General features: G+C 60.2%; 1 protein-coding gene. It reads left to right on the forward strand.

Going from position 1 to position 377, the window contains the following annotated elements:
- Positions 1 to 377 (forward strand): type VI immunity family protein (locus EE949_RS00210; RefSeq protein WP_122661878.1); only part of this gene is annotated, 377 nt, incomplete at both ends.

The following is a 377-nucleotide window of genomic DNA, read 5'->3' on the forward strand; positions in this document are numbered from 1 at the left end:
GTATTGCCCTGGTCGTACCTGACCGAGCCCGACGGCCTGAAAAACTATGAAGGCTGGATCCGGTACCTGAGCAGCGAAGTGCAGGCCGAACATGGGTTCGGCGGTCTGGCCTGCATCCTTCCCTGTGACGGACATCAGTATCTTTCGTGGGAGTATCGGCTCGCCCAGCAGTATGTGGGGCTGATGGTCGATCCCGGACCGCATATAGAAAGCCTTCGCCTGCTGGACCATATAAAGGGTGTGGGCTGGTACACGGTTCTGGGCGAGTCCTTCGTGAGACGCCTGGGCAGCAGCGACAGGCTCCGGGCTCAGTTGAGCGGGCACAGCGATATCGTCTTCCATGCGTACAGCACCGGGCTGATGATCCGCGCCGGAAA

Origin of the sequence: Pseudomonas viridiflava (genome assembly GCF_900602065.1) — a bacterium.
Lineage (GTDB): Bacteria > Pseudomonadota > Gammaproteobacteria > Pseudomonadales > Pseudomonadaceae > Aquipseudomonas.